Source organism: Meiothermus rufus DSM 22234 (genome assembly GCF_000423425.1).
Lineage (GTDB): Bacteria > Deinococcota > Deinococci > Deinococcales > Thermaceae > Meiothermus > Meiothermus rufus.
Genome location: NZ_AUHY01000016.1, coordinates 14,229 through 36,564, shown reverse-complemented (window position 1 = coordinate 36,564; position 22,336 = coordinate 14,229). Strand labels below are relative to the sequence as shown.

Below are 22,336 nucleotides of genomic sequence, written 5' to 3'. Positions count from 1 at the left end.
ACTAGAAGGGTGGAAACCCTAGAAACCTACTATCAGCAGCGCTTTGCTGCCCGTACCCGGCGCATCCAGGCCTCGACCATCCGGGAGATGCTCAAGCTAACCACCCAGCCTGGCTTCATCAGCTTCGCCGGGGGGCTGCCCGCCGCCGACCTCTTCCCCATCGAACGCATGGCCCAGGTCACCCAGCGCATTCTGCTCGAGCACGGCGCCCAGGCCCTCCAGTACAGCACCACCGAGGGCTACCTACCCTTGCGCGAGTGGATCGCCCAGCGGATGCCCGGGGCCAGCCCCGAAAACGTCCAGGTTGTCTCCGGTTCGCAGCAAGGCCTTGACCTCATCGGCAAGGTACTCATCGACCCTGGTAGCCCCGTGCTGGTGGAAGCCCCTACCTACCTAGGGGCACTGAGCGCTTTCAACCCCTATGAACCGCAGTACATCGCGGTAGACATGGACGACCAAGGGCTTTGCCTAGACGCACTCGAGGCCGCCCTGAAACAACAAGCTCCCCGCTTCCTGTACGTAATGCCCACCTTCCAAAACCCCTCGGGCCGCCTGATGGGCTTACAGCGGCGCCAAGCCATTGTCGAGCTCGCCCGCAAGTACCAGACCCCCATCCTGGAAGACGACGCCTACGCGGAGCTTTACTTCAACGGCCAGCCCTTGCCCACCCTCTACGCCCTCGACCACGCGCTGGGCGGGGGCAACGTCATCTATCTCAGCACCACCTCCAAAACCCTGGCCCCTGGGCTTCGGGTGGCCTGGGTGGTGGGGCCCAAGCCGGTCATTCAGAAAATCGTCTACGCCAAGCAAGGGGCCGACCTACACTCCCCCACCCTCAACCAGATGCTGGTCTACGAGCTGGTGCGGGAGGGTGAGTGGTATCGTGCCCAGATAGACAAAATTCGCCAAACCTACCAGACCCGCAGCCGCTGGATGCTTGCCGCTTTGCAAAAATACATGCCCCCTGAGGTGCGCTGGATTGTGCCCGAGGGAGGGATGTTCTTCTGGCTTAGCCTGCCCGAAGCGGTAGATAGCCTCGAGCTGTTGCAACGCGCCGTGGCCGAAAAGACCGCCTTTGTGCCGGGGCAGCCCTTTTACGCCGATGGCAGTGGAAAACACACCCTGCGCCTCTCCTTCTCCAGCGCCACCCAGGCCCAGATCGAGGAGGGCATCCGCCGGCTGGGGCGGGCGGTGCACCAGATGCTGGGTCGCGAACCAGTGGCCTGATCCCCCTCTGCCCACCGGGTGCTCCCCCAAGCGGTAACCGATTTGCCCAGCCCGATTAGCCTGTAATACACTAGGGCGGACTTTGCTGTTTGTAGCAAGGTAGCACTAAACTTGGGGTCTTCGACCTTGCAAAAGGAGTGCACAAGCTGTGATAGGGGCTGTTCTTATCGCTTTTTTGGGTGCGCTGTTGGCACCTTGGGTCGAGCGCAACCTAAAGCAGGCCAACTGGGTGCTGGCACTATTACCCTTGGGCCTCACGATCTACTTCGCCAGCCTGCTGCCCGCCGTGCTCGAGGGGGCCCCTTTACGCCACAGTGTGGACTGGGTTCCCACCCTGGGGGTTCGCCTCTCTTTCTACCTCGACGGGCTTTCCTTGCTCTTTGCCCTGTTGATCTGTGGCATTGGCACATTCATCGTGATCTACTCCGGGGGCTACCTGAAGGGCCACCCTGACCTGGGCCGGTTCTACCTAATCATCCTGCTTTTCATGGCCTCCATGCTAGGCCTGGTGCTGGCCGACCACTTCGTAACTTTGTTCGTGATGTGGGAGCTAACCAGCCTCACCTCTTACCTGCTCATTGGCTTCAACCACCGCGAGTTTCGCTCGCGCCGGGCGGCCTTGCAGGCTTTGCTGGTCACCGCTGGGGGCGGCCTGGCCTTGTTAGCTGGGCTAATCCTGCTCAGCGGTATGGCCGGTACCCCCTACCTCTCCGAGTTACCGGCCCTGCAGCAGCATCCTTTGTACCTGAGCGCCCTAGTGTTGGTGTTGCTGGGGGCCTTCACCAAGTCAGCCCAGTTTCCCTTTCATTTCTGGCTCCCAAACGCCATGGAGGCCCCCACCCCGGTCTCGGCCTACCTGCACTCGGCCACCATGGTCAAGGCTGGGGTCTACCTGCTGGCCCGGCTCCAGCCCAGCTTAGGCAGCAGCGAGGTCTGGAGTAGCGTGCTAATGGCCTTTGGTCTGGTCACCTTGCTCACCGGGGCCACCCTCACCTTCCGCCACACCGACCTCAAGCGCCTGCTGGCCTACTCCACGGTAGCGGCCCTAGGGGCGTTGGTCTTTGCCATCGGCCTGGTGCCCCTCACCAGCTACTACGGAGCGGTGGGGTTCGCCACCTTTCTGCTGGCCCACTCGCTGTACAAAGGTGGGCTGTTCATGGCCGCAGGTGCAGTAGACCACGAGGCCGGGACCCGCGACATCCACCAGCTTTCGGGGTTGTTCCGGGTAATGCCCATCACCGGGGTGGCGGTGGGGCTGGCCGCGCTCTCACTGGCTGGCCTGCCGCCGGTACTGGGCTTTATCGGCAAGGAAGTGCTGTACATGGCCTCGCTGCAAGCCGCCCCAGCCTGGATGGTGGGACTGGCGGTGCTGGGCTTTGCTGTGGGAGCCACCCTGGCCACCCTCCTGGTGGTGCCCTTTTTCCGTGGCCAGCCCCCTGAAGGGGTCCATGAAGGGTCCCCCAGCCTCTGGCTAGGCCCCTTGGTGCTGGCGGGCCTGGGCCTTCTGGTGGGCTTGTTCCCAGGGCTATACAACCCCCTGGCCGACGCCGTAGCCAGCGCGGTCAAGGGCAAGGCCGTGGAGTATCACCTGAAGCTCTGGCCTGGCTTCAACCTGGCCCTGCTGCTGAGTTTGCTAACGGTACTTCTGGGGCTGGGGCTTTATTTCCTCTACCCACGCCTATGGGCCTGGATGGCCACCGACCCCCTGCCTGGGCCGGAAAACGCCTACAATGCTCTGCTGCGTGGCCTGATGCGGCTAGCAGTGGGGCTGGCCCGTCTGCTGCAAAACGGCTCCCTACGGGCCTACCTCGTCTGGACCTTCGCTGGCCTGGTGGGCCTGGTGGGCCTGGCCCTGCTGCCAAAGGGGCTGGCCTGGCCCCAGGGGGCTGCTCCGCTTAAGCCAGCCCTGGGCCTTTTGGTGGGGTTGATGCTGCTGGGGGCCCTAGCCGCTTTGCGGCTGCGCTCGCACCTGGGCATGGTGGTGGTGGTAGGCATTGTAGGGGCAGGGGTAGCCCTGTTGTTCCTGCTGCAAAATGCCCCCGACCTGGCCATTACCCAGTTCTTGGTAGAGACCCTGACTGCTATTCTCATTGCCCTGGTGCTGTTGCAGATCCCCCGCCTGGGCAGAGTGCCCCCAGGCCGGCCTTTGGATAAGCTGGTGGCCCTGGCCTTTGGAGGGCTGATAACCCTTCTGATGCTGCATATGCTCGGCCAACCTATCGCCCCACACCTAAGCCGCTTCTTCGCCGAGAAAAGTCTGCCGGAAGGCTTCGGTCAGAATATCGTGAACGTCATTTTGGTCGACTTCCGTGGTCTGGACACCTTCGGCGAGATTGCGGTGGTGGGGCTGGCTGGCCTGGGGGTTTACGCCCTATTGCGGCGGCGCAAGGAGGAGCATTGAACACGCTGATACTCCAGACCACCTCGAGGTTCCTCTTCACCCTTCTGCTTTTGCTTTCGATCTTCCTGTTGCTGCGCGGGCATAACGAGCCAGGCGGGGGCTTTATTGGGGCCTTGGTGGCAGTGGGTGCTTACGCCCTTTATGCTTTGGCCCACGGCCTATCTGCGGCTCGCCAGCTGCTGCCACTGCCCCCTTTGCGCCTGGTGGGCCTAGGCCTGCTGATCGCCTTGTTGAGTGGGCTGGTGGGGTTACTAAACCAGCAGCCCTTCATGACCGGGGTCTGGTTCAAGGTTCTGGGCCTTAAGCTAGGTACCCCGGTGATTTTCGACATCGGGGTCTACTTGACCGTGTTTGGAGCACTGCTTTCGGCCATCTTCGCCCTGGAGGAAAGCGCTAAGGAGGTTCGCTGATGGAGGTCTTGCTCTCGTTTCTGGTCGGGGGGCTCTTCGCCGTGGGCGTCTACTTGATGCTCCGCCCTCACCTCATCCAATTTCTGATCGGTTTTCTGGTGGTGGGTAACGCCGCTAATCTATTGATCTTCACCGCAGGTCGCTTGGGCAGCCAGTTTCCCCCCCTGGTGCCTCCGGGAGGGGAGTTGCTCGAGCCTATCGCCAACCCCCTGCCTCAGGCCCTAATCCTCACCGCCATCGTGATCGGTTTCGGTCTAGCGGCTTTTGGTATTGTGCTGTTTTTCCGTGCCCAGCAGGAACTAGGCACCCTGAACGGCGAGGCCATGCCCGAGCAGTTTGAGACAGCCCCGCTTCCTTCGCTGGTAGATGAACCCCAAACCCCACAGGAGCGCGTTCCCGCATGAGCGTCATCCTACCTCTTCTGGTTCCCCTCACCACCGCCATTTTGTGCCTGGTGGTGCCCTACCGCACAGCACAGCGCTACTTAAGCCTGGCTGGGGCCCTGGCCCTGTTGGCGGCAGGTCTTTACCTGCTCACCCAGCTCGAGGATGGCATCCAGGTAATGCAGATGGGCAACTGGCCCGCTCCCTTCGGCATCACCTTTGTAGCCGACCACCTCTCGGCTTTGCTGGTGCTCGTTACCGGGGTGGTGGCTGTGGCGGTGACCCTCTACGCCCTGGAGGAAAACGATGCTCCCCGCGAGCGCCAGGGCTACCATGCCCTGGTCCACTTTCTGCTGGTAGGGGTCAACGGAGCCTTCCTCACCGGGGATATCTTCAACCTGTATGTTTGGTTCGAGGTTTTGCTGATCTCCTCCTTCGTGCTGATGGTTCTGGGCGCTGAGCGGGCCCAGCTATCGGGTGGGGTAAAGTACTTTGCCGTCTCGCTTTTATCCTCAATCCTCTTCCTCTCGGCGGTAGGGCTGCTCTACGGGGCCACAGGGGCTTTGAACCTGGCCGACCTGGCCACCCGGGTCGAAGCCCTGGCCCCAGGGCTACGGAGCGCGCTGGCCATGCTGTTTTTGGTAGCCTTCGGCCTAAAGGCTGCCGTCTTCCCCTTCTTCTTCTGGCTGCCGGCTTCCTACCCAGCCCCTCCGGTCACCATCTCAGCCTTGTTCGCTGGCCTTCTGACCAAGGTAGGGGTCTACGCTTTGATCCGGGTCTTCACCCTGCTCTTCACCTACGAAACCGCTTTTACCCACCAGGTCATCCTGTGGGTGGCTGGGCTAACCCTCCTCGTAGGAGCGCTACTGGCCTTGGCCCAGGGAGAGCTACGGCGCATCCTATCCTTCCAGCTGGTAAGCCACATCGGGTACATGCTCATGGGGCTGGGCCTCCTGAGCCCCCTGGCCCTAACCGGCTCGGTCTTCTACGCACTAAACCACATGCTGGTTATTTCGGCTTTGTTCTTGGTGGCCGGGCTTATCCAGCGCCTAGGGGGCAGTGGGGTGCTGGTTCGGCTGGGGGGGCTATACCGGCAGCAGCCCTGGCTGGCGGTCTGGTTCTTGTTGCCGGCCTTTTCCCTAGCCGGCCTACCGCCTTTCTCGGGCTTCTGGGCTAAGTTCACCCTGGCCGCTGCAGGCCTCGAGGCCGGTCAGTACGGCATTGTGGCGGTGGCCCTGCTGGTAGGGCTGCTCACCTTGCTTTCCATGGGTATCGTCTTCGCCGAAGCCTTCTGGAAAGAGCCACCTAAAGCGAGCGCAAACCTCGAGGCCAGAGGCTGGGCCGCTCAGGCCCTACCCATCGCCCTGCTGGCCTTGCTGGCCCTGGGGCTGGGGCTGTGGGCCGAGCCGCTGCTGCGCCTCTCCCAAAAAGCCGCTTTAGAGCTGCTAGAGCCCAGCGGCTATATCCAGGCGGTGCTGGGGGTGAGCCGATGAGGGCCTTTACCTACAATCTCTTGCTGACCATTTTTTGGCTGGCCGTTACCGAGGTTTTCACCCTGGGTAACTTTCTGGTGGGCTTTGCCCTCTCGTTTCTCATCCTGCTCCTGGCCCGCCCCCTCTTCGATGAGGCCTCGAGGCGCTACTTCACCCTCTTCTGGAAGCTGCCCCGCTTCGCTTTACTCATGCTGTGGGAGATTGTTCTTTCCAGCCTGCGGGTGGCCCAGGCGGTCTTCTCTCCCCGCATGAAGATCCAGCCCGGCATCATCGCCTACCCCCTCGAGGTCAAAAGCGACCTAGAAATCACCCTGCTGGCCAACCTCATCACCCTCACCCCCGGTACCCTCAGCCTGGATGTCTCCCACGACCGCAAGGTGCTTTATGTCCACGGGATGTTCGTGGACGACCCCCAGGCCGTGGCCCGCTCTATCCACGAAAGCCTGGAAAAAGCTGTTCTGGAGGTGACACGATGAGTTTTCTGGAAGGGGCTTTGCTGGCCCTAGCCCTGACCTTGCCCTTCGCCCTTTACCGGCTGGTGCGGGGGCCCACCCTGGCCGACCGGGTGGTGGGGCTGGACCTCATCACCTCGGTCTCGGTAGCTTTAGCTGCCCTTTACGCCATTGTTAGCGGCCAGACCGCTTTTTTAGATGTGGCCATCGCCCTGGCCCTGTTCGCTTTCCTGGCCACCTTGGGGCTGGCCCGCTACATCGAGTACCACCGCCAAGGAGAGTGAGATGTTGGACTGGCTGGTTTACCTACTGGTGAGCGGAGGCGTCTTTTTCCTGTTTGTAGCGGCAGTGGGGGTGGTGCGGATGCCCGACCTCTACAACCGTATGCACGCCACCTCCAAGGCTGGCACCCTAGGGGTGGGGCTTATCCTGCTGGCGGTGGCGGTCTTTTACCAGGAACTCTCGGTGGCCGCGCGGGCCCTCTCCGGGCTGGCCTTCATCATCCTAACGGCTCCGGTAGCGGCCCATGCCCTAGGCCGGGCCGCCTATCTATCGGGGGTCAAGCCCAGCGAGGAAACCTATGTAGACGAGCTGGCTGGCCACTACCGGGTCAATCACCAGCTGGAGTCGCCCCGCCCCAGCGAGAAACCCTAGGCCGAAAGCTCACTCAAAAAGCCCCTTAGAGCGGTGTTGAAGGCCTTGGGGTTTTCCAGATTGCTCAGGTGACCGGCCTTAGGAATAATCAGCATCCGGCTGTCGGGAATCTGGGCGGCCATCCCCGCTGCCTCAGCGGGTGGGGTGAGCACATCCTCCTCGCCGACCAGCAGCAAGGCCGGTACCGAAATCTCGGAAAGCAAGGGTTGCGAATCGGGGCGCTTGGCTAAGGCCTTGAGGCTACTTGCAGTTTTGGCCGGATCGGCGGCAAGCTGCATCCGGCGTACCTGCTCGACTAGGAGTGGGCGCTCCTTCAGGCTGGTCTGGCCCAAATGGGTGTGTAGGTTGAGCGGGGGAAAGACCGTCATCCCTTCAGCCAGGATACGCTCGGCAAGCTGTACTCGCGCTGCTTGTTGCTCTGGGGTGTCGGGGGTCGCCCGGGTATCGGCCAGCACCATCCCCACAAAGCGCTCGGGCTCGAGGTTCCACAGGCGAAAGATCACGTACCCTCCCATGGAAAGCCCCACAAACACCGCCTTTTCCCAGCCCAGGTTGTCCATCTCCACCAACACATGGGCCGCCGCTCCCTCCAAGCTCTCGTAGCCCAGGATATCCGGCAGCAGCAAGGGGTGCCCTATCACGGCGCTTTGCTGGGCTTCCCACATGGCTGGACTATAGGGAAAGGCATGCAGAAAAACCACAGGAACCGGCATATACCAAAGCATACTGCAAAAGCAAGGCGACCACAGACCGCCAGGCGATATGCTAAGGCACATGATTCGGGCCAAACAGCTTGCCAATGGGATGACCTGCGGCCTTCTACCAGAACAGGTCTGGGTGGACGTGGAAACCCCCACCCCTGAGGAACTGGCCCTCATTCAAGCGCACTACCCCCTCAATCCCCTGGCCCTGGCCGATGCGCAGGAGATCGGGCACTGGAGCCGGTTCGAGGAATATCCCCGGCACTTTTTTTTGATTTTCAGAACCCTCGAGGCCCCCCAAAACGCCCACAGCCGCACCGAACGGGTCTCGTACTTCTACTTCCCCGAAACCCAGGTGGTCCTGACCTACCGCAACGAACCGGTAGACTACCTCGAGCAAATTTGGGATACCTTCCGCGGAGGGCCTTGCCTACGGCTGTGGCAGCGTCTTCTGGATCAGGGCGTGCAGACCTTCTTTGAATACATTGATGCCCTCACCGACCGGGTCGAGGAGCTAGAAGAGCTGGCCCTAAACGGGGACAACGGCCCCGAAACCCCCCGCCGCGTTTTTTCCGCACGCCGCGAGGTACTGCGTATTCGCCGGCTGGCCTCCCAGGCCCGCGAGGCCCTGCTGCACCTCGAGCGCCTGCCCGAGCTAGGCAGCGAGGCCTACCTGTTCCGCGACCTCACCGACCGCATGGGCCGGGTCTACGAAGGGCTGGATGCTTCCCGCGACGAGCTTTCCAACGTACTGGAGGTTCATCTATCGGCCCAGAGCAACCGGCTCAACCGGGTGGTACAGGCCCTTACGGTGATCTCGGTGCTGTTTTTGCCCATGACCCTGTGGGCCGGCATCTACGGAACCAATTTTGAAACCTTCACCGAGTACCACTGGCCCCACGGAAGGGCCTTTTTCTGGGGTGGACTGGTGCTGATTGGGGGAAGCCTGGCCTGGTGGATGAAGAGCCGCGGCTGGTGGTAACCCTCCCCAAATAAATCAACATAAATGTTTACAAAATCGGGCCGGCCTGCTATAGTTCAGCTTAGGGGAGTGAATAGCCATGCAGACCAGCCTTCTAGATACCCTAACCTTTGACCCGGGCGAGATTATCCTCTACCCCGGTGAACCCAACCCCAAGGATCTGCTCTACCGGGTGCGGGAGGGTCTGGTGCGCCTGCAAAGTGTGGACGACGAAGGCAACGGGCTGACCTTGCGTTTTGTGCGCCCAGGAGAGTTCTTTGGCGAAGAAGTACTCTCCGGTACGGCCCGCAGCTACTTTGCCGAGGCCGTTACCGAAAGCAAAGTGGATGCCCTGGCCCCCAGCCAGCTTTCCCCTCAGGAAATGGCCCAGTTGGTGCAAGGACTAGTCCGGGCCTTGGGCCAGACCTACCAGACCATCCAGCGCATCTCCAGTCAGCGCCTCAAAAACCGCATTGCTGCCGCTTTGCTCGAGCTTTCCCGCACCCCCGTGGCCTTTGTAGAGAAAAACGGGCGGGTAGGCGTTCGGGCTACCCACGACGAGATCGCCTCGGCGGTGGGCTCGGTACGGGAGACCGTGACTAAGGTGATTGGCGAGCTTACCCGCGAAGGGTACATCCGCTCGGGCTACGGCAAGCTGGTTCTGGAAAACCCCGCTGGCCTCGAACGCCTCTCCAAAGAGGCTGCATAGCACCAGAAAACCCCCCGCTGGCGCGGGGGGTTGTTTTATGGGCTACACGCCTACGCGCAGGAAGCGATCCGAGTAAAAAGGCCCTTCCCAAAGCTGGCCCCGAGGCTCGTTGAGGATGGTGATACGGTTTTCCAGGCGGGGTTCCCAGGTAGGCTGGGTGCGCAGGTACTCGATGAGCACCTCGGCATCGCTAAAACCGGTGTCCACCCGGAAGCCTTTGGCATCGCGGAAAGAGGTGAAGCCATCGCCCCCGGCTGCGGTAAAGCTGTTGGTGACCACCCGGTAGGTGGCGTTGGGGTCCAAGGGCTGGAAGCCGGTAGGGGTCTGCACCTCGGCCCGGGTGATGCGGCTGCCCGCCGGGCGGCTGAGGTCGAAGGTGTAGCGGATACCGGCCACTCCCGAAAGGAAACGGCCTGCAATCTGCTCCCACTGGGAAACCCCATTTTCCAAAGCGGCCAGAATCTCGCTGCCTTTGAGCTCGAGGACCACCAGGGTATTGCCGAAAGGCAGCACCTCATAGACCTGGCCCACGGTGATGTTTCCTGCCGGAATGGTGGCACGGATACCCCCGCCATTCTGCAGGGCGATGGTGGCCCCAGCCTGGCGGGTCTTCCACAGCATGGCATCGGCGATGAGGTTGGCTAGGTTGGTCTCGCGGCGGCGCACATCGTTGCGTTCGCCATTGAGGGCTACCGCAGCCCGGGCCACCACCTGGGCTCTGAGAGCAGCGATGGGGAGGCTGTAGGCTGCAATGGCATCCAGGGCAAAACGATCCTCGGGCAGGTTGGCGGTCATGGGCACCACCTCGCCCTGATGGGCCACCAGCTCGCCCTGGGCATTGAAAGTCACCTGCAAGCGGCCCACCACCTTGGCCCACTCCCAGGCCTGCACCACCAACACATCCTTGTTCTCGGGGTTCTTGACGATGGTGGGATAGGCCCCACCTGGGCGTAGCTCGGGGAAGGGTGTCTGGCCCAGCAGGGTGTGGCTGTGCCCTCCCACAATCACTTGAACCCCCGTGACCCGGCGGGCCAGCTCCTGATCCTGCAGGTAGCCCAGGTGGGAAAGAACCACGATGAACTTCACCCCCCGGGCCAGAAGCTCCACCACCGCCTGTTGGGTGGCGGGCACTGGGTCGGTAAAGCGCACGTTGGGGCCGGGGCTGGAGAGAATGGTGGTCTCGGGGATGGTCAGGCCGATGATGCCCACCTTCTGTCCACCCACGTTCACCACAGCATACGGGCGGATGCGCCCAGCCAGCTTGGGCTCGCGCGAAACATCGGTGTTGGCCGAGACCACCGGAAAGCGCACCCCACTGAGGAAGTTGGCCAGACCTTCTGGCCCCAGGTTGTACTCGTGGTTGCCCGGGGCCATGGCCCGAATGCCCATGCGGTGCAGGAGATGACGGTCGGCCAGGCCTTGGTACTGGTTGAAGTACAAGGTTCCCTGGAAGACATCCCCCGCGTGCAAGAACAACGGGTTGGTGGCCGTGGCCCGCATCCGGTCGAAGAAGGCAATCACCCGGGCAAAGCCGCCTAGGCGCTGGTCGCGCTGCCCACCTAGGGTCAGACCGCCGGTGGGCTCGAGGTGGGCGTGGGTGTCGTTGATGTGGACAATGGTCAGGGTGAAGTTACCGTTGCCTTGCGCCCGGGTAAGCCCGGCCAGGGCCGCCCCGCCCAACAAACCCGCTTTGAGAACCTCTCTTCGCTGCATATCTCCTCCTAAGCCTTGCCAATTGTAAACCTCGAGGTGTCAGTCAAACATCAGAACCCAGCCCAAGAACGCTCTGGGCCAGCCAGTCTAGGTAAGCGGGTAGGCCCGCCTCGAGCCGGATGGCCACGATCTCCGGCACCTGGTAGGGATGGAGTTCACGGATGCGGGCTTCTAGGGCCTGGTAGCGCTTCTGGTGGGTTTTGATGAGAAGCAAGCTCTCGCGGTTTTCCTCCACCTGCCCTTCCCAGCGGTAGACCGAGGCCAGACCCGGCACCAGGTTCACACAGGCCGCCAACCCCTCGTGCACCAGGGTACGGGCCAACCGGGAACCGGTCTCCCCTTCCGGCGCGGTACAGAGCACCAACCAGAACATGCCCGTAGTCTACCCGCCCAGTGCGCGCACCGCTAGCCGGGCCGCGGCCAGGTCCCACAGGGCATGGCCCACGCTTTTGAAAAGCACCCGTCCTCCCTGGGGACGGGGGGCTTTCAGGGCAGCCTCCAGGGGCCGCACGCCAGACCAGTCCACCCCGGCTTGCAAAAGGTCACCCGCCTCGGCTCGGGCTCCCTCTAAGGTGTCCACATAGACCTGGGCCTCTTGCACCAAGGCCGGGTCCACCTCGGCCATCTCGGGACGGTAGGCCCCCACCGCAGCGATGAAGCTCCCCTCCGCCGCCCAGTGCAGCACTGGGGTGGGACTGGTGGTGGCGCAGACGATCAGGCGTACCTCGTCCAGCACTCCCTCGATACGTGAAAGGGCTTGGGCCAAAAGACCCCGCCCTCGGGCATACGCAGCCAGGGCTTCGGCATGCTCCGGGGTGCGCGAGCAAACGTAGACCTTGTCCACCCCCAGCCCCTCGGCGAAGGCCTCGAGGTGGCTTCGGCCCTGAACGCCAGCCCCGATGATGAGCAGCGGCCCCTCGGGCTCAGGCGCCAGGGTCTGTGCAGCCAGCAAAGAAAGCGCCGCCGTACGCCGGGCAGTGAGCACCGCCCCATCCAGCAGGGCCAAACGCTCCCCGCTATCGGTGCGCATCACCCAGACCTCGGCCCGCACACTGGGGCGGGCCTGGGGGTGTACCGTGACCAGCTTGGTCACGCTGATCTGGGGGTCGGCAGCAGGCATTAGAAGCAAAGTAGCCCCACCCGGCAAGCCCACTACCAGGCGCTCTGGGGCTATCACCCGCGCCCGCTCGGCCAGCACCTGAGCAATGGCCTCCGCCAGCGCGGTGTAGGGCAGTAAAGCAGCGGTTTCCTCCGCCGAAAAAGAGCGCATGGCTTTAGCTTACCCTGCGGGCCTCTGGAGCCAACACCTCGAGGGCATCCCCAACCCGCACCACACCCCCCTGCAACACCCGGGCGTACAGGCCCCGCCGGCCATACAGGAGCTTGGGCAGACGCAGATCGAAAACCGAAAGGGCCTCACAGACGGTACAAACCGAGGTAAGCTCAAGCAGAACCGGCCCAATGGCCAACCGTGCCCCGGCCTCGAGTCGATGGGGGTCGAGGTCTATGAGCAAGTTCTCGCCCAAGGCCCCCCAGGGCAGCTTTAGGCCCACCTGGGCCGCCAGGGCATAGGCCTCCACACCGGCTACCAACACCGCCCGGTCGGGATGCTTGCCGAAGTGTCGGTCGCCCACCACCCCCATGCCCGCCACCAGGTGGGCCTGCACCAGGGGGGGCTTGGGCAGGCTCTGGCCTGCCCCTGCGTGTAACGAGATAACCCGGGCCATTCCCCTAACGGGTGGGAATACCAAGCTGCTGGCGGGCCTGGTAAACCTGCCCTGTACTCAGGTTCTTGCCCCGCTGGGCCTGCACCTCTGCCGGGGTGAAGGGGGCCTGGCCTTGGGGAAAGGTATTGCCCCACTGGGTGGCAATGTGGTTGAGCACCGCGGCAATCTCGGCATCGCTGAGCTGGGGATAGGCTGGCATCAGCCCGTTGTAGTTATTGCCCCGTACGGTGATGGGCCCCTGCAACCCAAAAAGCACGGCCTGGATGAGCCACTCCCGCCCGCCGGAGAGGGCCAAAACCTGGGGAATGTGCCCGGCCAGCGGAGGGAAAGCCCCGGGGATGCCTGCCCCATTGGCCTGGTGGCAGCCCACGCAGTTGTTGTACACCTGGGCCCCATTCACTGCGGCGCTGGCCGCAGGGGCGGGTTGGGCAGGGGCGGCGGCCCCAGGGGCCAGGTAGGTGGCCAGATAGTCTAGAATCTGGGCCCGCTCCTCAGGGGAAAGGCGTAAGCCATAGCTTTGCATCTCGCTCAGAATGCTGTCCCAGCGTTCGCGGGTCTGCCGCTCACGGGTCACGAAACCCAGCTCGTGGCAGGTCTGGCACTTTTGCAGCACCAGCTCCCGACCCGGCCCTTCGGGCAGGGCGTTCTGCCCTAAACCCAGCCAGGAGGCCAACAAGAGGGCTGTCGTCAGGGTTGCCAACCAGTAACCTTTTTTCTTCATCGCTGAACCCTCAGTACTTACAGGTCAAGCAGGCTGGGCACTCCCAGCCCGCTTCAAGTATGTACGCTCTAAGGCTTGAACAGGAGTGACCCCGCTTCAAGTAACCTTAAACTTGACCCGCATCACCCCGTTCCACTCGTAACCGCGCTCGTTCCACCAAACGTTGCCGTCGAGGGGCTGGGTGCGGCCTACCGCGTCGGTGGCCCGAACCATCACCTGGTGTTCGCCCGCCGAAAGCAGCAGCGGAGCCACCCAGAAGTACCAACCAAAGCGGCCCGAGTTACCCTCGATGAGGGCCCGGCGCCAGCTCGTGCCCCCGTTGGTTGAGACCTCGATGCTTTCGATGGGCGAGAGGCCGTCGTTCCAGGCAATGCCCCGCACCTCCACCCGCCGGCCCTGCACGGTCTGGCCCTCTAAGGGGAAGAGGATGAAGGAGTTGATGTTGGCCCCCCAGTTGGAGCGGGAGTTTTCCAGGGTGTAGTTGTAGCGGCTACCTGGCTGGGTGGGCAGGATAGGGATATTCCAACCAGGGACGGTAGCCACCCGGTAGCGCGGCACCTGCTCGTTGCCGGGGCTCTCGTTGGCGGTGAACTCGAGCTTGGCCAGCCACTTGACGTTGGCGGTGCCAAAGGTTCCCGGGGCCACCAGGCGCACCGGCCCGCCATGCACCGCCGGTAGGGGCTCCCCATTCATGCTTAGGGCCAGCAAGGCGGTATCGAGGACGAAGATGGGATAGCTCTTCTCGTAAGGCTGGGCCCCGCCCTGGGTCGAGGCGTTCATGGTGATGAAGCGGGCCCCCTCTTTGAGCTTGGCCCCCTTGGCCTCGAGCAGGGTCTTGAGCGAGACCCCCCGCCAGGTGACCTGGCCAATCCCACCGTAGGTCCAGGGGTTACCCGAAGGGCGCGGGTTGAAGAAAGACCGCCCGTTGCCCGAGCACTGCAGCACGCTGGTGACCTCGGTCTGAGGCAGCCGGGCCAGCTCCTCCACGGTGATACGGAAGGGAGGATCCACCAAGCCCCCCACCTCCACCACCCAGCTTGGCTGCATCATCGCCTCGGTGGTGTTGAAGCCGGGCAGGTCGATGTTGTTGCGCACAAAAAGGTTGGCCTTGCTGGTGATGCGCTCGGCACGCAAAAGCTCGAGGGTGGACTCCAGCACTACCGGGCGGCTGGAAAGCACTTTGAGCGCGGCGTTTTTACCCCGTACCACCTGGTCGGCGGTGGGCTGCTGCTGGGCCATACCCATGCCCATCAGGCCCATGGCCGCGCCGGTTACGGCGGTTTTTTTCAAGAAGGTACGGCGATCCATCCCTGCAGAGAGCAACGACTCCTTACCTTGCTTTTCCATGCAAGCCTCCTTTGGGAAACTTAGGCTTAGAGTATTTTTCCAGGCTCCAAGGTTTTGATTTGTGATTTACAACAACGTTACACTGTAACTACTTGTATACCCAAGAGAGGTATCAAAAATGCTCTAGCGCTATGTTTTTTCAACCCTAGCCCGCTCCACCGCCCGCAACCCCCGCCGGCCAAAGCGCCGGGCCAGCTCGAGTTCTCGCATCACCAAGGCCGTGGGCCGCCCGTGAGGGCAGACCCAGGGCAGCTCGCACTGGGCCAGGGTATCCAGCAGAGCCTGGGCCGAGGCCTGGGCCAGTGGATGCCCAGCCTTGATGGCCGGCAGGCAGGCCAGCCGGGCCAGCACCTGGCGCCAGGCCTGCTGGAAACTCGCAGCGCCAAGGCTGCCTTTGACCACCTCGGGGATAAGGGAGGGATGCCCCGCCAAAAAGGCCGGCACCTTGCGGATACGATAGGTGCCGGGGCCAAAGGGTTCCAAGCACAGCCCGACCTCCGCCAGCGCCTCGGCCCGCTCGGCATAGCTCATCTCCTCGCCCAAGCCAAGGGTGAGCAGCTCGGGGTGGGAAAGCTCGAGGGGGGCTTCCTCGCGAAAACGGCGCGCTAGTTCCTCGAAGAGGATACGCTCGTGAGCGGCGTGTTGATCCACCACGTATAGTTCGTCCTCCGCCTCGGCTAAGAGGTATAGTTCACGGAAACGGCCTAGGTAGCGCAGACGGGGAAAGGCCGCCCGCGATACCGGGGCGGGGCCGCTCAGAGGGGTGGGCTCGGGCAAGGCCCGGGCCAGGGGGTGGGCCGAAAGCAAGCCCTGCACCGCCCGCCCTACAAACCCCAGTACCGGCTCTGGGCTGATAAGCCGCACCCGCGACTTGTCGGGCGAGGTATTAACCAGAAGGTGCTCCGGTGGCAGCTCCAGGTTGAGCACGCCCAGGGGGAACTGGCCCCGGGGCAAAAGCTCCCGGTAGGCCGAAAGCAGCACCTGGAGCAAGGGTTCGGGCCACTCCACCGGGCGGCCCTGTAGGGCCAGGAAAAGCCGGTCGCGCCGGGGGCGGGAAAGCTCGGGGCGGGAGAGCAGACCCCTCAGGTGAAAAGGCCCCTCGGCGGCCTCCAAAGGCAGCAGGCGGTTGGCCACCACCGACCCCCAAAGCAATTTGGCCACCTCGGCAAAGCTCCCTCCGGCATGGGCAATCCGCTCCTCGCCGTCCACCACCAGCCGCAAAGCCACCTCCGGGCGGTGCAGCAGGTAGCGCGCAACCAGCTGTACCACCTTGCGCCCCTCAGCCGCTGGGGATTCCAACGCACTACGGCGGGCAGGTAAATGGTGAAAGAGAGCGGTTACCTCGACCCGGGTACCCGCAGGGGCGGGGTGTTCCTCGAGCTGAATCTCCTCCTGGAAGGCCGTCAGGGTGGCCCCTCCAAGCTGGTGGGCGGGCCTCGAGGTCAGGCGCACCCGCCCCGCCTGGCGGATGGCCCACAACCCTTCCCCGCGAAAGCCCAGGGTGGTGATGCGGGCCAGGTCGGTGAGCTTGCTGGTGGTATGGGCCTCTAAGGCCAGGGCTAGCTCCTCCCGGGGGATGCCTAGGCCGTTGTCGGCGACCACGATACGGTCACGCCCCCCGCCCCAAAGCTCGAGGTGGATGCGGGTAGCCCCGGCATCCAGGGCGTTTTCCAACAGCTCCCGCACCACATCGGCGGGGCTGGCGATGACCTCGCCCGCGGCAATCTCGCGCACCAGTTCGGGAGGCAGCCGGCGAATCATACCTTCTCGGCCAAGGGGAGCCCCCTAAGCTGCTCCTGCAGGCGCCGCAGGAACAAGAGGGCATCCAGCGGGCTGGTGCGGCTCAGATCGAGGTGCAACAGCTCCTCCAGCAAGGCTTGGGAAAGGCCCTTCTGGCTGGCCTCCAGGGCAGCCATCACCGCTTGGGCCTGCTGCAACACCTCTGGCGGCAGGCCGGCCAGCCGGGCCACCTCGAGGCCGTAGCTTTTGCTGGCTGGCCCCGGCAGCACCTGGTGATAGAAGACCAACCCCCCCGCCTCTTCCTTGGCCGCCACATGCGCGTTACGCGCGGCGGGCAGGCGCTCGGGCAGGGCGGTGAGCTCAAAATAGTGGGTGGCGAAGAGGGTATAGGCCCCCACCCGGTCGTGCAAGTGCGCACAGGCCGCCCAGGCCAGGGCCAGCCCATCGTAGGTGCTGGTGCCGCGCCCCACCTCGTCGAGCAGCACCAGGCTCTGGGCGGTGGCCCCGCGCAAAATAGCGGCCAGCTCGTCCATCTCTACCATGAAGGTGCTGCGGCCTCCGGCGATGTCGTCCGCGGCTCCGATGCGGGTATAGATGCGGTCAAAAAGGGGTAGCACGGCCGACTCCGCCGGCACGAAGGAGCCTATCTGGGCCATCAGGGCAATCAGGGCGGTCTGGCGCAAATAGGTGGACTTTCCCGCCATGTTGGGCCCGGTCAGAATCAATAGCCGGGCCGAAGGCCCCATGCTCAGGTCGTTGGGGATAAAGGCGCTGTTCCGCTCCACCACCGGGTGCCGCCCGGCCACGATCGAAAGCGTACCCTCCTTGCTGAAGCGGGGGCGGGTGTAGCCGTAGTCCACCGCGGCCTCGGCCAGGGCCGCGTACACATCCAGCTCGGCCAGCACCACCGCGGCCTGACGCACCTCCTCGGCAGCCTGGGCCACCGCCTCACGCAGCTCTAAAAAGACCGCGTACTCCCGCTTGACGGCTTCGCTCTCGGCCTGGAGGATTTTGCGCTCCTGCTCTTTGAGTTCAGGGGTGCTAAAGCGCATGCGATCCTTGAGCGTTTGCAGGGGCCGCCAATCCTTGGGCACCAGGGGGTAGTGCGGGCGGGTGACCTCGAGGTAGTAACCAAACACCGCGTTGTAGCCCACCTTGAGGTTGGAAATACCGGTCTTCTCTCGCTCGATAGCCTCGAGGCGGGCAATCCAGCCCCGCCCTTCCTCGGCCCGCTGCCGTAGGGCATCTAGCTCGGGGTCGTAGCCCTCACGGATCAGCCCCCCCTCGCTAAGCTTGAGGGGAGGGTCGGCTACCAAGGCCGCCGCGATGCGCTCGGCCACCTGGCCCAGGCCGGGCAGCCGCTCGCGCAGGCTCTTTAAGGGCCCCAACCCCTCCAGCAGCTCGGCTAGCTCGGGCAAAAGGGCCAGACTGCGCTGCAACGCCGAAAGATCCCGGGCGCTAGCCCGGCCTGCCCAAAGACGGGCGGCTAGGCGCTCGAGGTCGTGCATGCGGTAGAGAATCTTGCGGACCTCGCTGCGCAACACCCCATCCCGCACCAACGCCTCGACTGCATCTAACCGGGCTTGCAAGGGCGCTTCCTCTACCAATGGGTGGCGCAACCAGGCCCGCAAGAGCCTGCGCCCCGGGGCCGTACGGGTCAGACCCAGTACCCCCACTAGGGTGCACGCCTCGCTCCGATCCCCTACCGCGCTGGGCTCGAAAATTTCCAGCGTGCGAATGGCCGCCTCGCCAAGCTGCATGAACGCGCTGGGGTCGTGCCGTACAAAGCCCCGCACCTGCGGCAGCCCTTCCTCCTGTACCCGCATGGCGTAGGCCAGTACCGCCCCTGCCGCGCGCCAAAGGGCGGGGTGATCCAGACCGGGGGGCAGGTGGGCAAACTGCCGGGCTAAAGCTGAACGGGCGACTTCTTCCTCGAAGCCCTCTTCAGAGAGCATCACCGGGAAGCGCCGCTGAAACTCCTGGCGAAAGGCTTCGTTGCGGTACAGCTCCGGGGCCAGCAACACCTCGGCAGGCCGATAGCGAAAAAGTTCGTCGTAGAGGGCACTTTTACTATATAGCACGCTCCCGCAGAACTCCCCGGTGGAAACATCCAGCAAGGCCAGCCCATAGCCATCGCCCGTACTGAGGGCAGCCAGGTAGTTAGCCTCCGGCTTGAGCAGGTTTTCCCGCAGGATGGTGCCGGGGGTCAGAAGCTGGGTTACCTCGCGCCGCACCAGTTTGTCCGCGTCCTCGGCTAGCTCCATCTGCTCGGCCACCGCTACCCGGAAGCCTAGCTTCAAGAGGCGCTCGAGGTGCACGTCCAGCGAGCGCACCGGGATACCGGCCATGGGCGTGCTGAAGTCCTTGGCGCTCTTATGGGTAAGGGTAAGGTTCAAAGCCCGCGCAAGCCGCTCGGCATCCTCACCAAAAGCCTCGAAGAAATCACCCACCTGGAACAACAGCAGGTACTCGGGATAGGCATCCCGCAGTTCCACGTACTGTTCAAGTAAGGGGGGTAAGGGCCCCGGCCCTTGGCCCTTGAGGGTCATACCCCCTATGATACGCCCCTACCACCGCCTAGCGGGCCACCTCCCAGGCCAGGTGCTCCAGTTCGGGTTTGATGAGCTTCTCCCAGGCCACCCGGACCGCATTGGGCGAGCCCGGCATGGAAAAGACCACCTTCTGCCGATAGGTTCCGGCCATGGCCCGCGAGAGCATGGCCGCCGCCCCCACTTCGGCATAGGAAAGCATGCGAAACAGCTCGCCAAAGCCCGGCATGGGCTTCTCAATCCGGCGGGCCAGCACGTCGTAGGTGGTGTCGCGGGGGGCGATGCCCGTGCCACCGTTGAAAAGGATGATCTGGGCCCCCGCCTCGACCATCTCCTCTAAGGCCTGGGCCACCTGATCGGGCTCATCTTTCACGATGCGGTAGCCCACGATCTGGTGCCCCAGGGCTTCGATCTCGGGCTTCAGGTAGTGGTAGTTGGTGTCGGTCTGGGGTGTGCGGGTATCGGAGGCCGTGACGATGGCAATGCGCACGGGCCCTCGAGCCTTGGCAATAGCCTTGTGTTGGGCGCTGCTTTCGGACATGGCTGCCATTGTACCGGCTAAAGCCCCGTTGAAGCCCCTAGAACCCTGGCGTAGCCTAAGATAGCCCTATGGATAAACCTGTCCGCACCACCGAGTCGGGCTTTTTTGTGGCGGGCTACCAGGTGCGCACCCACCCAGGGCTGGAGGCAGATCCCCAGCAAGCCAGGCTGCCCGCCTTGTGGCGCCAGATGGAAAGCGGGGCCCTCGAGCGCCTACTGCCCCGCCGCCTGGCCAGAGGAAAGCCTTTTGTAGTGTACTTCGACTACGAAGCAGCCGGGCGGGGGGCCTACTCGGTTTTGCTGGGCTACCAGGTGGCGGGCCAGGAGGAGGTGCCCCCGGGTCTAGGCGGGTTGTACGTACCTGCCGGGCGCTACCTGATGTTCACCGCCTCGGGCCCGAAGCCCCAGGCCCTAGCCCAGGCCTGGCGAGAAATCCAGGCCTATTTTGCCCAACCAGGGGCTCCTCCCAGGGCCTACACCTACGACTTCGAGGTGCACCAAGAGCCCCAACGCACCTCCCTTTTCGTAGCCATATGAGCCTGCGCCATCGGGTCCTCGAGCTAGCCCAGGACTACCGCCGGGCCCACGCCCCCCTCACCCCCGAGCGCCTAGCTGGGGGCATCGGGGCCCGTCTGGCCTACACCCGGCTGCCCGAAGGACAGTTCGGTACTTTCTTACCGGAGAAAAAACTCATCCTCATCGAGCAAACCTCCCCCCCTAAGCGCCAGCGCTTTACCCTGGCCCACGAGGTGATGCACTTTCTCATCCAGCACGATGAGGATCTGCTCTCTGAACTGCACGAAACCCACACCGGCCAGGCCCTAGAGCGGCAGCTCGAGGCCTTGTGCAACCTGGGAGCAGCGGAGATGCTGCTGCCGGGCGAGGCCGTGGAGGCGGCCCTGGGGCAAAAGGGCCAGACCCCCCGGCTTATCCCCGAGCTGGCCGAGCGGTACCAGGTCTCGGAAGAGGTAGCCATTATCGCCCTGGCCGAACGCGGCCCCATCCCTTCCCTAGTCCTGATGGCCGGAAGTCGGCCCCTGCGGGTCTACTTCAGCGCCCACCACCCCCAGCTCGAAGGCCGGCTGGCTCGGGGAATGGGCTTCCACCGCAACGACCCCCTGGTGGTGGCTGCCGAGACCGGCCTACCCCAGCATATCCAGACCCGCCTACCCAACCACAGCGGCCTGTACAGCCTCGAGGCCTATCCCAAGGGAAAGCGCGTCTACGCGGTGTACAAGCGGCTACAGCCTTAGCCCCAAACCTGCGGCCAAGTTACCATCGCCCAGCAAAAAAAGCCTTAAGCTGCGCTTCTGTGGAAAACCCTTACCCCATTCCCACGGTGGGCGCACTGGTGCGCGGCCCCTCGGGTCGGGTGCTCCTGGTGCAAACCGGCAAGTGGCGGGGGCTGTGGGGCGTGCCAGGCGGCAAGGTGGCCTGGGGCGAGAGCCTCGAGGAAGCCCTAAGGCGCGAGTTCTATGAAGAGGTGGGCCTGCCGCTTTACAACCTTCGCCTGGCCCGGCTGATGGAAGGCGTGTTCGACCCAGAGTTTTACCGGCCCATGCACTTTCTGTTCGTGAACTACTATGCCGATACCGATCGGGAAGAAATCACCCCCAACGAGGAAATCCGGCAATGGGCCTGGGTCAGCCCCCAAGAGGCCCTCTCCTACCCCCTCAACCGCATCACCCGCTTGCTCCTGGAGGGCTACCCATGGGCCGGGTAGCCTTGGTCACTGGCTCTGCCCAAGGCATTGGCCGGGCCATCGTGCTGGCCTTGGCCGAGCAGGGCTTCGACGTGGTCGTGCACTACCGGCAAAGCCATACCCAGGCCGAGCAAACCCGTCAAGAAGCACAGCAGCGGGGTGTGCGGGCCATCGCCCTAGCCGCGGACATAACCCAGCCAGAAGCAGCCCGGCAGCTCATCCAGCGCACCGCAGAACAACTCGGCGGTTTGCAGGTGCTGGTCAACAATGTGGGCGATTACCTCAAAAAACCCATCGAGCAGGTCAGCCTGGAGGAGTGGCACAGGATGTTGGACTCCAACCTCAACGCCCCTTTCTACCTGACCCAGGCCGCTTTGCCCTACCTATGCCAGACCGGGTATGGGCGGGTGGTGAACCTCGGCTTTGCTGGCGCACAGCACCTGCTAGCCCGTGGGGAAATTGCCCCTTATGTCATCGCCAAAACCGGGCTCATCCTCTACAGCAAAGCCCTGGCGCTGCGCCTGGCTGGCCAAGGTGTTACGGTCAACGTGGTTGCCCCAGGGGTGGCAGAAAACTCCCTTTCCCAACCGCTAACGCAGATTCCCATGGGGCGGTTGGCCCGGCTGGAGGAGGTGGCCCGGGCGGTGCTTTTCTTCGTAGATGAGGCCAGCAACTACCTCACCGGGCAGGTGCTGGAGGTAGCTGGGGGATGGAATCTTTAGGCCGCGTTCCTTCTGCGGTGAACCATTGTCTAGCTTACGTTTACTCCTTGTACAAGGTGGCATCCTGGGGGGGTGCGGTGGGCAAGCCGCACCACCGCCTGAAGCAGGCTGAAGGGAAATGCTTCGGGTGCGAGAGCGGGGATGTTCCCTTCGAATCTCAACCGACCGTCAGACTCCTCGAGGT

The 22,336-nt window shown here is 63.6% G+C and carries 24 protein-coding genes; 14 read left to right on the top strand and 10 right to left on the bottom strand.

Annotation, left to right across the window (positions count from 1 at the left end; all coding sequences use genetic code 11):
* The first annotated feature begins 9 nt into the window (after positions 1 to 9).
* The 8 genes from G552_RS0104655 (at position 10) to mnhG (ending at position 7,020) form a co-directional block, all read left to right on the top strand.
* A complete protein-coding gene (locus tag G552_RS0104655) occupies positions 10 to 1,227 on the top strand; it encodes an aminotransferase-like domain-containing protein (RefSeq protein ID WP_027881970.1) in 1,218 nt (405 codons plus the stop codon).
* Between the two features lie 187 nt (positions 1,228 to 1,414).
* On the top strand, positions 1,415 to 3,628 hold the full coding sequence (gene mbhE, locus G552_RS0104650) for a hydrogen gas-evolving membrane-bound hydrogenase subunit E (RefSeq protein WP_245575113.1): 2,214 nt from the start codon (positions 1,415 to 1,417) through the stop codon (positions 3,626 to 3,628).
* Positions 3,625 to 4,038, top strand: a complete 414-nt coding sequence (locus G552_RS0104645) for a Na+/H+ antiporter subunit B (RefSeq protein ID WP_027881968.1) — start codon at positions 3,625 to 3,627, stop codon at positions 4,036 to 4,038. The genes mbhE and G552_RS0104645 overlap by 4 nt, the downstream gene beginning before the upstream one ends.
* Entirely contained in the window at positions 4,038 to 4,442 is a 405-nt protein-coding gene (locus G552_RS0104640) for an NADH-quinone oxidoreductase subunit K (RefSeq protein ID WP_027881967.1), read from the top strand. Before G552_RS0104645 ends, G552_RS0104640 begins: the two co-directional genes overlap by 1 nt.
* Entirely contained in the window at positions 4,439 to 5,914 is a 1,476-nt protein-coding gene (locus tag G552_RS0104635) for a Na+/H+ antiporter subunit D (RefSeq protein ID WP_027881966.1), read from the top strand. The genes G552_RS0104640 and G552_RS0104635 overlap by 4 nt, the downstream gene beginning before the upstream one ends.
* Positions 5,911 to 6,390: a Na+/H+ antiporter subunit E gene (locus G552_RS0104630; protein ID WP_027881965.1), complete on the top strand. Its 480-nt coding sequence runs from the start codon at positions 5,911 to 5,913 to the stop codon at positions 6,388 to 6,390. The genes G552_RS0104635 and G552_RS0104630 overlap by 4 nt, the downstream gene beginning before the upstream one ends.
* Positions 6,387 to 6,650, top strand: a complete 264-nt coding sequence (locus tag G552_RS0104625) for an MrpF/PhaF family protein (RefSeq protein WP_027881964.1) — start codon at positions 6,387 to 6,389, stop codon at positions 6,648 to 6,650. The genes G552_RS0104630 and G552_RS0104625 overlap by 4 nt, the downstream gene beginning before the upstream one ends.
* Before the next feature lies 1 nt (position 6,651).
* Complete coding sequence (gene mnhG, locus G552_RS0104620; RefSeq protein ID WP_027881963.1) at positions 6,652 to 7,020, top strand: monovalent cation/H(+) antiporter subunit G; 369 nt, start codon at positions 6,652 to 6,654, stop codon at positions 7,018 to 7,020.
* On the opposite strand, the gene G552_RS0104615 is transcribed toward mnhG, so the two are convergent.
* A complete protein-coding gene (locus G552_RS0104615) occupies positions 7,017 to 7,733 on the bottom strand; it encodes an alpha/beta fold hydrolase (protein ID WP_027881962.1) in 717 nt (238 codons plus the stop codon). The two genes, mnhG and G552_RS0104615, sit on opposite strands and share 4 nt — an antisense overlap.
* Before the next feature lie 61 nt (positions 7,734 to 7,794).
* Here G552_RS0104615 and G552_RS0104610 point away from each other — a divergent pair, with 61 nt between their 5' ends.
* Together G552_RS0104610 and G552_RS0104605 are read left to right on the top strand one after the other, a co-directional pair.
* On the top strand, positions 7,795 to 8,703 hold the full coding sequence (locus G552_RS0104610) for a magnesium transporter CorA family protein (protein WP_027881961.1): 909 nt from the start codon (positions 7,795 to 7,797) through the stop codon (positions 8,701 to 8,703).
* Positions 8,704 to 8,782: 79 nt separating this feature from the next.
* Positions 8,783 to 9,391, top strand: a complete 609-nt coding sequence (locus G552_RS0104605) for a helix-turn-helix domain-containing protein (protein ID WP_027881960.1) — start codon at positions 8,783 to 8,785, stop codon at positions 9,389 to 9,391.
* A gap of 42 nt (positions 9,392 to 9,433) precedes the next feature.
* Here G552_RS0104605 and G552_RS0104600 read toward each other — a convergent pair whose 3' ends face one another.
* The 9 genes from G552_RS0104600 to G552_RS0104560 all read right to left on the bottom strand — a co-directional run bounded on the left by G552_RS0104600 (position 9,434) and on the right by G552_RS0104560 (position 19,729).
* Positions 9,434 to 11,104 (bottom strand): bifunctional metallophosphatase/5'-nucleotidase, encoded by a 1,671-nt coding sequence (locus G552_RS0104600; RefSeq protein ID WP_027881959.1) that lies wholly within the window; start codon positions 11,102 to 11,104, stop codon positions 9,434 to 9,436.
* 43 nt (positions 11,105 to 11,147) lie between these two features.
* On the bottom strand, positions 11,148 to 11,477 hold the full coding sequence (gene cutA / locus G552_RS0104595; RefSeq protein ID WP_027881958.1) for a divalent-cation tolerance protein CutA: 330 nt from the start codon (positions 11,475 to 11,477) through the stop codon (positions 11,148 to 11,150).
* A gap of 9 nt (positions 11,478 to 11,486) precedes the next feature.
* A complete protein-coding gene (locus G552_RS0104590; RefSeq protein ID WP_027881957.1) occupies positions 11,487 to 12,374 on the bottom strand; it encodes a delta(1)-pyrroline-2-carboxylate reductase family protein in 888 nt (295 codons plus the stop codon).
* Between the two features lie 4 nt (positions 12,375 to 12,378).
* Complete coding sequence (locus G552_RS0104585) at positions 12,379 to 12,831, bottom strand: MOSC domain-containing protein (RefSeq protein WP_027881956.1); 453 nt, start codon at positions 12,829 to 12,831, stop codon at positions 12,379 to 12,381.
* 4 nt (positions 12,832 to 12,835) lie between these two features.
* Entirely contained in the window at positions 12,836 to 13,552 is a 717-nt protein-coding gene (locus G552_RS0104580) for a c-type cytochrome (protein ID WP_027881955.1), read from the bottom strand.
* Between the two features lie 96 nt (positions 13,553 to 13,648).
* Complete coding sequence (locus G552_RS0104575; RefSeq protein WP_245575112.1) at positions 13,649 to 14,899, bottom strand: molybdopterin-dependent oxidoreductase; 1,251 nt, start codon at positions 14,897 to 14,899, stop codon at positions 13,649 to 13,651.
* A gap of 129 nt (positions 14,900 to 15,028) precedes the next feature.
* A complete protein-coding gene (gene mutL / locus G552_RS0104570; protein WP_027881953.1) occupies positions 15,029 to 16,660 on the bottom strand; it encodes a DNA mismatch repair endonuclease MutL in 1,632 nt (543 codons plus the stop codon).
* On the bottom strand, positions 16,657 to 19,188 hold the full coding sequence (mutS, locus tag G552_RS0104565; protein WP_156890673.1) for a DNA mismatch repair protein MutS: 2,532 nt from the start codon (positions 19,186 to 19,188) through the stop codon (positions 16,657 to 16,659). The genes mutL and mutS overlap by 4 nt, the downstream gene beginning before the upstream one ends.
* Positions 19,189 to 19,216: 28 nt before the next feature.
* On the bottom strand, positions 19,217 to 19,729 hold the full coding sequence (locus G552_RS0104560; protein WP_027881951.1) for a MogA/MoaB family molybdenum cofactor biosynthesis protein: 513 nt from the start codon (positions 19,727 to 19,729) through the stop codon (positions 19,217 to 19,219).
* Between the two features lie 68 nt (positions 19,730 to 19,797).
* Between G552_RS0104560 and G552_RS0104555 the strand changes: the two genes are divergently transcribed.
* Genes G552_RS0104555 through tmpR form a run of 4 tightly spaced genes read left to right on the top strand, consistent with a single transcriptional unit; the run spans position 19,798 to position 22,152 of the window.
* Positions 19,798 to 20,265, top strand: a complete 468-nt coding sequence (locus G552_RS0104555; RefSeq protein WP_027881950.1) for a GyrI-like domain-containing protein — start codon at positions 19,798 to 19,800, stop codon at positions 20,263 to 20,265.
* The gene (locus G552_RS0104550) at positions 20,262 to 20,981 is read left to right on the top strand and encodes an ImmA/IrrE family metallo-endopeptidase (RefSeq protein WP_027881949.1); all 720 of its coding nucleotides are present in this window, start codon (positions 20,262 to 20,264) and stop codon (positions 20,979 to 20,981) included. Before G552_RS0104555 ends, G552_RS0104550 begins: the two co-directional genes overlap by 4 nt.
* Before the next feature lie 59 nt (positions 20,982 to 21,040).
* Positions 21,041 to 21,451, top strand: coding sequence for an NUDIX domain-containing protein (locus tag G552_RS0104545; RefSeq protein WP_027881948.1), 411 nt, complete (start codon positions 21,041 to 21,043; stop codon positions 21,449 to 21,451).
* Positions 21,439 to 22,152 (top strand): bifunctional dihydropteridine reductase/dihydrofolate reductase TmpR, encoded by a 714-nt coding sequence (gene tmpR, locus G552_RS0104540; RefSeq protein ID WP_027881947.1) that lies wholly within the window; start codon positions 21,439 to 21,441, stop codon positions 22,150 to 22,152. The genes G552_RS0104545 and tmpR overlap by 13 nt, the downstream gene beginning before the upstream one ends.
* Positions 22,153 to 22,336 lie beyond the last annotated feature (184 nt).

Excerpts from the sequence above, each read along its gene's own strand:
- G552_RS0104585 (WP_027881956.1), bottom strand. The coding sequence starts at position 12,831 with ATGGCCCGGGTTATCTCGTTACACGCAGGGGCAGGCCAGAGCCTGCCC.
- mutL (WP_027881953.1), bottom strand. The coding sequence starts at position 16,660 with ATGATTCGCCGGCTGCCTCCCGAACTGGTGCGCGAGATTGCCGCGGGC.
- G552_RS0104560 (WP_027881951.1), bottom strand. The coding sequence starts at position 19,729 with ATGTCCGAAAGCAGCGCCCAACACAAGGCTATTGCCAAGGCTCGAGGG.
- G552_RS0104600 (WP_027881959.1), bottom strand. The coding sequence starts at position 11,104 with ATGCAGCGAAGAGAGGTTCTCAAAGCGGGTTTGTTGGGCGGGGCGGCC.
- G552_RS0104550 (WP_027881949.1), top strand. The coding sequence starts at position 20,262 with ATGAGCCTGCGCCATCGGGTCCTCGAGCTAGCCCAGGACTACCGCCGG.
- G552_RS0104590 (WP_027881957.1), bottom strand. The coding sequence starts at position 12,374 with ATGCGCTCTTTTTCGGCGGAGGAAACCGCTGCTTTACTGCCCTACACC.
- mnhG (WP_027881963.1), top strand. The coding sequence starts at position 6,652 with ATGTTGGACTGGCTGGTTTACCTACTGGTGAGCGGAGGCGTCTTTTTC.
- tmpR (WP_027881947.1), top strand. The coding sequence starts at position 21,439 with ATGGGCCGGGTAGCCTTGGTCACTGGCTCTGCCCAAGGCATTGGCCGG.
- mutS (WP_156890673.1), bottom strand. The coding sequence starts at position 19,188 with ATGACCCTCAAGGGCCAAGGGCCGGGGCCCTTACCCCCCTTACTTGAA.
- G552_RS0104580 (WP_027881955.1), bottom strand. The coding sequence starts at position 13,552 with ATGAAGAAAAAAGGTTACTGGTTGGCAACCCTGACGACAGCCCTCTTG.
- G552_RS0104615 (WP_027881962.1), bottom strand. The coding sequence starts at position 7,733 with ATGCCGGTTCCTGTGGTTTTTCTGCATGCCTTTCCCTATAGTCCAGCC.
- G552_RS0104555 (WP_027881950.1), top strand. The coding sequence starts at position 19,798 with ATGGATAAACCTGTCCGCACCACCGAGTCGGGCTTTTTTGTGGCGGGC.
- G552_RS0104630 (WP_027881965.1), top strand. The coding sequence starts at position 5,911 with ATGAGGGCCTTTACCTACAATCTCTTGCTGACCATTTTTTGGCTGGCC.
- cutA (WP_027881958.1), bottom strand. The coding sequence starts at position 11,477 with ATGTTCTGGTTGGTGCTCTGTACCGCGCCGGAAGGGGAGACCGGTTCC.
- G552_RS0104640 (WP_027881967.1), top strand. The coding sequence starts at position 4,038 with ATGGAGGTCTTGCTCTCGTTTCTGGTCGGGGGGCTCTTCGCCGTGGGC.
- G552_RS0104575 (WP_245575112.1), bottom strand. The coding sequence starts at position 14,899 with ATGGAAAAGCAAGGTAAGGAGTCGTTGCTCTCTGCAGGGATGGATCGC.
- G552_RS0104635 (WP_027881966.1), top strand. The coding sequence starts at position 4,439 with ATGAGCGTCATCCTACCTCTTCTGGTTCCCCTCACCACCGCCATTTTG.
- G552_RS0104610 (WP_027881961.1), top strand. The coding sequence starts at position 7,795 with ATGATTCGGGCCAAACAGCTTGCCAATGGGATGACCTGCGGCCTTCTA.
- G552_RS0104625 (WP_027881964.1), top strand. The coding sequence starts at position 6,387 with ATGAGTTTTCTGGAAGGGGCTTTGCTGGCCCTAGCCCTGACCTTGCCC.
- G552_RS0104605 (WP_027881960.1), top strand. The coding sequence starts at position 8,783 with ATGCAGACCAGCCTTCTAGATACCCTAACCTTTGACCCGGGCGAGATT.